This window comes from Pseudomonas sp. MF6776, assembly GCF_016613125.1.
Taxonomy (GTDB): domain Bacteria; phylum Pseudomonadota; class Gammaproteobacteria; order Pseudomonadales; family Pseudomonadaceae; genus Aquipseudomonas; species Aquipseudomonas iridis.
Genome location: NZ_JAENSQ010000045.1, coordinates 22,008 through 31,627, shown reverse-complemented (window position 1 = coordinate 31,627; position 9,620 = coordinate 22,008). Strand labels below are relative to the sequence as shown.

11 protein-coding genes are annotated in these 9,620 nt (G+C 52.8%); 4 read left to right on the top strand and 7 right to left on the bottom strand.

Going from position 1 to position 9,620, the window contains the following annotated elements; genetic code table 11:
• The 6 genes from JJD74_RS31180 to JJD74_RS28250 all read right to left on the bottom strand — a co-directional run.
• Window positions 1–71, bottom strand: a 71-nt coding sequence (locus JJD74_RS31180) for a helix-turn-helix domain-containing protein (RefSeq protein ID WP_146469857.1), incomplete at its 3' end; no start/stop codon positions are given.
• A 247-nt stretch (window positions 72–318) separates the two neighbouring features.
• The gene (locus JJD74_RS28270; RefSeq protein ID WP_042561907.1) at window positions 319–1,233 is read right to left on the bottom strand and encodes a cation diffusion facilitator family transporter; all 915 of its coding nucleotides are present in this window, start codon (window positions 1,231–1,233) and stop codon (window positions 319–321) included.
• A 158-nt stretch (window positions 1,234–1,391) separates the two neighbouring features.
• On the bottom strand, window positions 1,392–1,748 hold the full coding sequence (locus JJD74_RS28265) for a TFIIB-type zinc ribbon-containing protein (protein WP_080896081.1): 357 nt from the start codon (window positions 1,746–1,748) through the stop codon (window positions 1,392–1,394).
• A gap of 177 nt (window positions 1,749–1,925) precedes the next feature.
• Window positions 1,926–4,019, bottom strand: a complete 2,094-nt coding sequence (locus JJD74_RS28260) for a heavy metal translocating P-type ATPase (protein WP_042561908.1) — start codon at window positions 4,017–4,019, stop codon at window positions 1,926–1,928.
• Between the two features lie 547 nt (window positions 4,020–4,566).
• A complete protein-coding gene (locus JJD74_RS28255; protein WP_042561909.1) occupies window positions 4,567–5,211 on the bottom strand; it encodes a DsbA family protein in 645 nt (214 codons plus the stop codon).
• A complete protein-coding gene (locus tag JJD74_RS28250) occupies window positions 5,208–5,648 on the bottom strand; it encodes a disulfide bond formation protein B (RefSeq protein WP_042561910.1) in 441 nt (146 codons plus the stop codon). Before JJD74_RS28250 ends, JJD74_RS28255 begins: the two co-directional genes overlap by 4 nt.
• A gap of 95 nt (window positions 5,649–5,743) precedes the next feature.
• Here JJD74_RS28250 and JJD74_RS28245 point away from each other — a divergent pair, with 95 nt between their 5' ends.
• Window positions 5,744–6,151 carry a MerR family transcriptional regulator gene (locus JJD74_RS28245; protein ID WP_200617491.1) on the top strand — a complete coding sequence of 136 codons (408 nt, stop codon included), beginning with the start codon at window positions 5,744–5,746 and terminating at the stop codon, window positions 6,149–6,151.
• A gap of 288 nt (window positions 6,152–6,439) precedes the next feature.
• Here JJD74_RS28245 and JJD74_RS28240 read toward each other — a convergent pair whose 3' ends face one another.
• Window positions 6,440–7,072 carry an antitoxin Xre/MbcA/ParS toxin-binding domain-containing protein gene (locus tag JJD74_RS28240; RefSeq protein ID WP_080963325.1) on the bottom strand — a complete coding sequence of 211 codons (633 nt, stop codon included), beginning with the start codon at window positions 7,070–7,072 and terminating at the stop codon, window positions 6,440–6,442.
• A 294-nt stretch (window positions 7,073–7,366) separates the two neighbouring features.
• Between JJD74_RS28240 and tnpA the strand changes: the two genes are divergently transcribed.
• From tnpA to tnpC, 3 genes are all read left to right on the top strand, one after another.
• Window positions 7,367–7,699 (top strand): IS66-like element accessory protein TnpA, encoded by a 333-nt coding sequence (tnpA, locus tag JJD74_RS28235; protein ID WP_108184288.1) that lies wholly within the window; start codon window positions 7,367–7,369, stop codon window positions 7,697–7,699.
• A complete protein-coding gene (gene tnpB / locus JJD74_RS30985; protein ID WP_042561913.1) occupies window positions 7,696–8,031 on the top strand; it encodes an IS66 family insertion sequence element accessory protein TnpB in 336 nt (111 codons plus the stop codon). The genes tnpA and tnpB overlap by 4 nt, the downstream gene beginning before the upstream one ends.
• Before the next feature lie 61 nt (window positions 8,032–8,092).
• The gene (gene tnpC, locus JJD74_RS28225) at window positions 8,093–9,619 is read left to right on the top strand and encodes an IS66 family transposase (RefSeq protein WP_042561912.1); all 1,527 of its coding nucleotides are present in this window, start codon (window positions 8,093–8,095) and stop codon (window positions 9,617–9,619) included.
• Window position 9,620: the final 1 nt, after the last annotated feature.

Here is a 9,620-nt window from a genome sequence, read left to right as displayed (position 1 = left end):
AGGCTGAAACCTTGGGCATGACCGATTTGAATGGTGGCGCGCTCTTCAACGCTGAGTTCGGAATAAGACATAGGGACAGCACCGTACCGGAAAGGTCAGGTGTTGCACTCAGTTTTCGCCGCCGCCTCTGGTAAAAGTATCCCTTCTTCAATCCACCCGAATACCTTTTCTGGTCTAGCCGGGCTCGACAAAACCGGCTCTACTGTTAGAGACAAAAGCATTATCAGCAGAGCACAATTTAAAATAATTTTTTTCATTTTAACTAGCCCTCTGGGGTGGATCCCCGAAATAACAACTTGTCTTAAAAATGGAACTCAATTAGTGGACCTTGCCTTCATAATCGTCAACTAATTGGCTATGGAAATCTGCTTTTTCCATTTGTACAGTAGTATGACTGATCTGAAACTCTTCACTCATAAGCGACGTGACTTCAGTTAAAATATCTTGTTCACTGCGGGAGGTATAGTCAGCGACCAGGTGAACGCTCATTACACTCTTACCACTGGTTAAAGCCCATATATGCAAATCGTGCACATTTTTTACTCCTACGATTCCGTATATTTTCGCCTCCACCTTTTGAATATCGATGCCCTCTGGAACGCCCTGCAGTAATATATTCATGCTTTCCTTGAGCAGTGACCAAGTCCTAGGCAGCACCCAGAATCCGATACCTGCTGCAACAAGTGAATCAACCCAACTCCAACCGGTGAAGCGGATTACAAGCGCTGCAATGATGACGCCAATAGACCCCACCATATCGCTCCAAACCTCTAAATAAGCGCCCTTCACATTGAGACTTTCCCCACTAGCGGCACTCAACAGACGCATTGAAATGAGGTTAACTATCAGTCCCATCACTGCAATTACTAACATGCCCGTCGACTGAATTTCTGCGGGGGCGTTAAGTCGAAGATACGCTTCATAGACAATGTATATAGCGACTAAAAACAACAAGACAGCATTGAATGTGGCTGCAAGTATTTCGAATCGTGCATACCCGAACGTGCGCTTCCTGTCAGCAGAGCGTTTGGCAATATGAATAGCCAGCAAGGATATTGCCAAAGCCACAACGTCTGTCAGCATATGCGCAGCATCCGACAGTAAGGCTAGGCTGCCCGTGACAAAGGCTCCGATGACCTCAGCAATCATAAAACTTGTCGTCAGGGCGAGTGCGATCCATAACATCTTTTCATGACCCGCACGTACTTGACCGTGACTGTGCCCTGAACTCATGATTTTTCCCCAAATGTAGCCTAATGAAGATCCAACGAGTGGACTGTAGAATATAAAGACCTACTAGCACCCAAACCGTTCCATATCATCAAACCAATCATTCAAAGGTGGATACTGGTTTGATGTAGTATTCAGATCATAAGCGAGAAATCGCCATCTTAATCAAATAGTTCCTGCAAAAACGATTTTTTGCGACTCGGTTGTCCCTGATGCCCACTTTGACTTTGATGGCCACCTTCTTTCCATCCACCGCTGTGGCTCCCTCGATCTCCATGACCATGCTTATTCCCGTACTGGTTGTAACCAGGTTGTTCTGCTGGCGTCGAACTTTGGACAGGTGATGTGAGGTTCTGTGGAAGCAATCTAACGGTCTCTTGTCGCTGACTACGCTCAATAATCTTGTCGAGTTCACCTCGGTCAAGCCAGACACCGCGGCATTGCGGGCAATAGTCAATTTCTATGCTCTGGCGCTCAGTCATTACTAAAGCTATATCTTTGCAGATAGGACATTGCATATTTAATTCCTTATGTGAGTAATCAATTTTGACAATGTAGCTTTCGAATCAATACCGCAATAGTTGTGGTCCATTGAATACCACAAGCGGGCTCGTCCCCATATCGGCGAAAAGAGCCATCCACAAAGTTGCTTGGCCGGGCGAAGACGCTTTTATCTTTCATCCTCACCTCGCGATCTACTTCTTTAGCAATCGAAGTCCATTGAGCACGACAAGTATGCTCACTCCAACGTCTGCAAAAACAGCCATCCACATGGTGGCCAAACCCATGAGGGTGAACACAAGGAAAATGGCCTTAATACCTAAGGCGAACAAAATGTTTTGCTTAAGAATCACAGCTGTCTCGCGTGACAGGCGGACGAAGGCCGGAATCTTGCGCAGATCATCATCCATTAAAGCAACGTCAGCCGTTTCAATAGCGGTTCCCGTGCCAGCCGCGGCCATGGCGAATCCGATCTGAGACTTGGCCAATGCAGGTGCATCGTTTATCCCATCACCGACCATCCCCACCACGTGCTTACGGCCCTTCAATTGATCAATTACTGAAAACTTGTCGCTGGGCAACAAGTTTCCCCGCGCCTCATCTATCCCAACTCGTTTGGCAATCGCATCAGCCGTGTACGAATTGTCGCCTGTAAGCATCATGGTCTTGATACCCAATGCATGCAGCTCCTTGATCGCTGTCTGGCTTGAGTCCTTTACGGTATCGGCTACAGCAAACAACGCAAAAACCTGACTGGCGCTGGTCAAGGCTACGACTGTTTTGCCTTGGCGCTCCAGGCTAGTCAGAGATTCGTCCAACTGCGAAGTACCGAGCCCCAACTCCTGGATCAGTCGGTGATTGCCCAGGTAGAAGAGCTGGCCTTCAATCATCCCCTTTACCCCGCGACCGGGAAGGGCCTCAAAACTCTCCACTTGCAGGAACGTTGATGCGTCCGAGCCTTCGTACTTGGCAATTGCCTGTGATACGGGGTGATCCGAGCGTGCACTGAGGCTGGCGGCAACAATCTGAGGATGTACCTCTGAGTCTTCGGCTACCGGAATGTAGTCTGTCTGAACCGGTTTCCCATGGGTAATGGTGCCGGTTTTATCGAGCGCGACGAAACTCAGCTTGGCGCCTATTTCCAGGTAGATGCCGCCTTTAACCAAAATGCCTTTGCGAGCCGCTGCCGCCAGACCACTGACGATGGACACCGGAGTGGAAATGACCAGCGCACAAGGGCAAGCAACCACCAGAAGCACCAGTGCACGATAGATCCAGTCAGTCCACAATCCGCCCATAAACAGTGGTGGGAATACCGCAATCGCGACGGCGAAAAAGAACACCCCTGGCGTATAAATTTTGGCAAACTTATCAACGAACCGCTGGGTTGGAGCTCGCGAACTTTGGGCTTCTTCAACCGCGTGAATGATTCGAGCAAGGGTCGTATTGTTGGCCTCAGCTGTCACTCGATACTCGAAGGAGCCGGATTCGTTAATGGAGCCGGCATAGACAGGATCATCGACATCTTTTTCGATGGGCAAGCTCTCGCCCGTGATGGGCGCTTGGTTAACAGTAGAGTTACCAGAAGAGACTTTACCATCCAGGCCAATTCGTTCGCCGGGGCGGACACGAACCAAGGCCCCAATCTCGACCGTTTTTACATCGACTTCCAGCCAACTACCGTTGGGTTGGCGCACGGTAGCTCGTTCAGGGGTCAAGTCCATCAGCCCCTTGATCGCATTGCGCGCACGATCCAGCGATTTCGCTTCGACCATTTCCGCAACGGTGAAGAGAAACATGACCATCGCGGCTTCTGGCCACTGTCCGATCAACACCGCTCCGGTAACCGCGATGCTCATCAGCGCGTTGATGTTCAGGTTGAGGTGTTTGATCGAGATCAAACCCTTCTTGTAGGTCGTAGGCCCGCAGAGCACGATGGCGAACAAGGCTATGACCGCTATCACCCATTCAGGCGCGGAGTTAGTGAAGTGCAGGACTTCAGCACCCACGGCAGCGACACCGGAAAGCGCTAATGGCCACCATGTGCTCTTAGGTGATTCCGCCTGGGGAAGGACTTCTGGCGTATCTGCGCTGGTTGCATTGCCATTAGCCGTCAAAGGTTCGGCGTGCATGCCCAGCGATAGCACTGCTGCCTCGATACCCAAGGTGTCGGGTAGCTCGTGCCAGACAGCCATCGTGCGGTTCATCATGTTGAACTCGAGCTTTTGAATGCCGCTCATCTTCGCGAGCTTGTCCTCGATCATGGTCTGCTCGGAAGGACAGCACATCTGCCCAATCCTGAAACTGCTGAAACGAGTCGCTTCGTCGGTATTGGTGGGAGACACGTTTTCGATGCCGACTTTGGGACTACCCGCAGCAGATGGTGGGCAGCAAGCATCGATAAAAAGGTCATTATCAACCGTAGCAGCAGGCTGACTCGGCTCGGCAAGGCTGTACAGGGCAGATGGCGGTGCTACGACAGCGCAGTTCGATTTACTGATATCGGAGCCGGGGGAGCAGCAACCCGCGCCCTTTACTGAAGAAGGCGCTGAGCTGACGTCCAAAGTTTTCGCGGAGCAGCAACTACTGTTGGACTGTGCTGTAGTTGTATTACACATAGTCGCGGCAGGTGCACAGCAGCCGGTCGGTGCTGCCGGGTCAAATACCTCAACGGCGGCGTCACTTTTCGGTGTTTGTTCATCACCGCAACAGCTTTTCATAAAGGCACTCTCCACAATTTATTGTGAAGAGTGAACACCCTATAGCCACTATAAGGTCAAGCGGATTGTCGAGCCCGGTGAGCTTTTTTCATTCCGCATTCCGCACGCGCCCTTATTAACGAGCTTGGTTGATTTCGCTCCAAATCAGATCGTAGAGCTGTTGAGCGCCGAAGTTAGTCAGGGGTTTACCGTTAACGAAAAATGTCGGTGTTCCCTTCACACCTACAGTTTTGGCATCAGCGGCATCTCTTTCTATCGTGGCGGTGATCTCCGGCGACATCATGTCCTCACGAGCCTTAGCCACGTCCAAGCCCGCTTGGGCCGCTACGTCCCAAGCTGCTGATGCTTTCGCATCGTCATGCCACTGCGGTTGAGCAGCGAGGACAGCTTCAAGTACCGGCACAAAAACACCCTGCTTACGTGAAGCCTCGAGCAGACGTATGGCTTCTTCAGACCCTACGTGAAGCTTCACATAGCGCAGCACTAAGCGAACATCGCCTGGGTGTTGTGACATCATCTTTTTGACGATGGGGTAGAAGGCACGGCAGCTTTCACAAGATGGATCGAAGAATTCTACGATTGTCACCGGGGCGTCGGCAGGGCCGAAGCTTGGTGAGTTAAACCGCACTAGCGCGCTGGTTTGCGGTACAGGTGCTGTAGCCTGGGGCACAGTGGCAGCACGATTGTAGAAAAATGCTGCGACGGCAAAGCCTACGATGGCTAGCACGCTGATGGAGAGGACGACGGCGCGTCTGCTCATACGGTAAATCTCCGACGGATAAGAACGAGAAAAATGATCAGCAGGCTGAACACGCCCAGCGATAAAAGTGGCAGCGGAACACCACTGAGGATGGTCATGTCGGCACCGGAGCAGGAAGGGCCGGCCCCGCAAGGTTTGATGCTTTCAGGAATCAGTCCGAAATAAAGCAGGTTGTGATACAGAGCGATGAGCCAACCCATGACTGCTAATGGCAGTGCATAGCGCCAAACACCGGTGTCCGATAAACAGCAGGCGACGCCCAATACCAGGACGAGTGGAAACATGAAGGCTCGTTGAAACCAACAGAGCACACAGGGCAGTTGCCCCATGACTTCACCAACGAATAGCACGGCGATTGTTGATACCAGAGCAAGCAACCAGGCACAGAGCAACAGCGCCCAAGCTCCGGATTGATGTTGTTTTAAGGGGGCTTCCATAGGATTCAGTCCACTTTTCTATTGAGCGCACGCAGATTTGCTTATCGCCTAAGGCGCGTAGAATGAAGATTCTAGCAACTATAAGGTCAAGCGAAATGAGTTCGACCAAATACACAGTCGGTGATCTGGCGAAGGCGACTGATACCAAAGCGGTGACCATCCGCTATTACGAGCAGGTCGGCCTCCTGCCTTCTGCAGGGCGTTCAGCATCAGGCTATCGCTTCTACACCGACGAGGAGCGCGACCGTCTATTGTTCATCCGACGTAGCCGCACACTGGGCTTCAGCCTTGACGATGTTCGAGAGTTGCTGGGCTTTGCGGATAACCGCGACGCTTCCTGCGCCAGGGTGGACGCAAAAATCGAGGGGCAGTTAGAGCAGGTTCGAATGCACATCCGAGACCTGCAAGGCTTGGAGGTGGAGTTGGAGCGTTTGATTGCTTGTTGCGAGGGCGGCGTGATCGAGCAGTGCCGTATTATCGAGTCGATGTCCAATCCCCGTTAAGGATGCTAACCGGCCACCCCACAATTTTGGCGGGAGTCCTGTTGAATGAACTGATCATTTATATCGACTATGTGGTGGTTTCGACTCCGTCTTGGCGGTATCAAGAGTCGCAGGTGCAATGACGTAACGCACGCCGTTGAGGGATGAACCAACGCTTGGGCTTTGATGCCTATACCGGCTAGAGCGTTTGCGTTGATCATAGTGATTGACTCTCAGATTCAGTGATAGTCATAGAAGTGGGCATGCTGCTGCCCGTTATTTCCGTCCACACTGTTAACTGTGGCAGGATTAAAATGACATGCCTTCAGACACCTGAATCAGCATTTCTTCAACTAGATGTGTGCCGTGAGACGTAGTGACCATTGCCAGTGGGCTTTTTCCCAAAAAACGGGCTTTGGGTTTGGAAAGCCATTGTTTGGCCTTCCCTTCGTCCCCGAACATGATCTCGGCCATGGCGGTAATGTGTGCGAACCGGAACAGGCGATCGCTCTCATCCGACGTTAAAAGCTGATCGCTTGCCAATTTTGTTTTGAGCGTTTTGGGGTGAATGATTATGTCGCGTTCTTGCGGATTTACGGTGCCATCAGCACAAAGCGATGAAATCAGGCCGGCCGAAAAGCCAGCTACTATCATGTCGTGAATGTCTTGATCCGAAGCGTTGGAAGGGATATGGAGATACGCAGCCAACCGCTTGCGGTAAGCATGATAGGCATCCTCACGCAGGACTCCAGCAAACATCGGCCGTACTGATATTGCACTGTTCATGGGCGTCAGCACTAATGTGCCATTCGCTATCGTTAGCTCTAAATGATCACCAACACCTAACCCCATTTGGTCAAGCAACTCTGGAGGTAGGTCAATGATGATGTCGCCAGTACCGTCCTCAGTATTCTGGCACTTGACTATCCAATGCTCGCTCATGATTGTCCGGCCCTCATCCGCGACTAGAGAATGACACACATCATTATGCTCGGGCGCAGAGCTGACCAAAGGAACGTGCACTCCTCCAGTAGACATGCACTGCCGCTGCTCGAACGCCGGATAGCGAGTGCAACAGCAAAAAATGGGGCAATGGCTTTGCCGCCTTTCCACCGTCACATGGTTACGAGCTTGGTAACCGTCCGGCCAAGTCATCTACCCAGCCCTGCAAAGCGAAGACATGGTGTGCACTTAAATTAAGTGGACACCAGTTCTAGCCTTTTAAGCGGGTATTTCATGCAGCCAACACGCCGTTCCTATTCCAAATCCTTTAAAGCCCAGATCATTCAAGAGTGCGCCCAACCAGGCGCTTCGGTTGCCAGCGTCGCGCTCGGTCATAGCCTCAACGCAAACCTCGTCCACAAATGGATTCGGCTGCAAGCGCAGAAAATCCCGGCGCCGCCACCTGCATTTATTCCGTTAGCCATGCCGCTGGCCGGGGCGAACTCCCATCCAGCATCATCGAATATCTGCGTTGAAATACAGCACCCGCGCGGCATCATCAAAGTGAACTGGCCCACTGAAAGTGCTGCCGCCTGCGCGGCTTTTCTTCGAGATATTCTGCGATGATTCGCATCGACTCTATCTGGCTCGCCACCGAACCGATGGACATGCGCGCAGGCACCGAAACGGCGCTAGCCAAGGTGATCGCGGTGTTCGGTGCGGCGCAGCCGCACTGCGCTTATCTGTTCGCCAACCGTCGCGCCAATCGCATGAAAGTGCTGGTGCATGACGGCTTCGGAATATGGCTGGCGGCGCGCCGGTTAAACCAAGGCAAGTTCCACTGGCCTGGCATTCGCCATGGTTCTGAGATGGAACTGGATGCCGAGCAACTTCAAGCATTGGTGCTGGGGCTGCCATGGCAACGCGCAGGTTCTGGAGGCTCGATCATACTGCTTTAACGGCTGCCATTAGCCTATCGGTCTATCGTCGCGAAACGCCTGCTCTGGCAAAGTCCGGCGTATGACTTCTTCGCCCAATCTCGACCAACTGTCTCCCACTCAACTGCGCGTCCTCGCAGCGCAGTTGCTCTCGCAAGTCGACACTATGGGCAAGAAAATCAACCGTGATCAAACAGTCATTGAGAAACTGACCCATGAGATCGCCCAGCTCAAGCGTTTGAAGTTTGCCAAGCGCAGCGAGCAGATGAATCCTGAACAGGCCAGCCTGCTAGATGACCTGATCGATACTGATATCGCGGCGATTGAGGCCGAGCTTCAGGCGTTGCAAATAGCACCAACGGCGACCGAGGAAAAGCAAAAGCCCAAGCGCACGGCATTGCCGGCAGAATTTCCGCGAACGTTGATCCATCACGAACCGGACAACACTCACTGCCCATGCGGCTGCGCCCTCAAGCGCATAGGTGAGGACGTTAGCGAGAAGCTGGACTACACGCCCGGCGTGTTCACCGTCGAGCGCCATGTCCGTGGCAAGTGGGTCTGCGATAACTGCGAAACGCTGATCCAGGCACCGGTTCCGGCGCAGGTCATTGATAAGGGCATCCCGACTTCGGGCCTGCTCGCACAGGTCATGATCGCCAAGTTTGCTGACCATCTGCCGCTTTACCGTCAGGAATCGATCTTCGGTCGAGCGGGCCTGGCGATTCCACGTTCAACCTTGGCTCAATGGGTTGGCGTGACCGGAGTTCAGTTGCAGCCGCTGGTCGATGCGCTGCGCGAAGTAGTGCTTGGGCAACAAGTCATCCACGCAGATGAAACACCGGTGCAGATGCTCATGCCGGGAACAAAGAAAACCCATCGCTCCTATGTGTGGGCCTACGCTACCAGCCAGTTCTCGGATGTGGCAGCGGTGGTTTATGACTTCAGCTCCAGTCGCGCCGGAGAGCATGCTCGCAACTTCCTTCAGGACTGGAAGGGCAAGTTGGTCTGCGACGATTTTGGCGGCTACAAGGCCAGCTTTGAACTCGGCGTGACAGAGATCGGCTGCATGGCCCATACACGGCGCAAGTTCTTCGAACTGCACGCTACGAATAAAAGCACGCTCGCCGAGCAAGCCCTGCGCTATATCCAGTTGTTGTACGAAATCGAAAGAGAAGTCAGAGACCTGGAGCCGGATTTACGGCGCCGAATACGGCAAGAAAAAGCCGTACCGGTGATGGATAGGCTGCATGCCTGGATGATCGCGCAGCGTGATCTTGTGCCCGAAGGTTCGGCCATCAGCAGAGCACTCGATTACAGCCTTAAACGCTGGGCAGCGCTGTCGCGCTACCTCGATGACGGGGCGGTTCCCATTGATAATAATTGGGCGGAGAACCAGATCCGGCCATGGGCTCTTGGGCGCAAGAACTGGCTCTTCGCCGGGTCGCTACGCAGCGGAAAACGGGCTGCGGCGATCATGAGCTTGATCCAGTCAGCACGGCTGAATGGCCATGATCCGTACGCCTATCTAAAGGATGTTCTCATGCGCCTGCCGACGCAGCGCGCGAGTGAGATTAACAAGCTGCTGCCGCACATGTGGGCGCCTGTTTAAT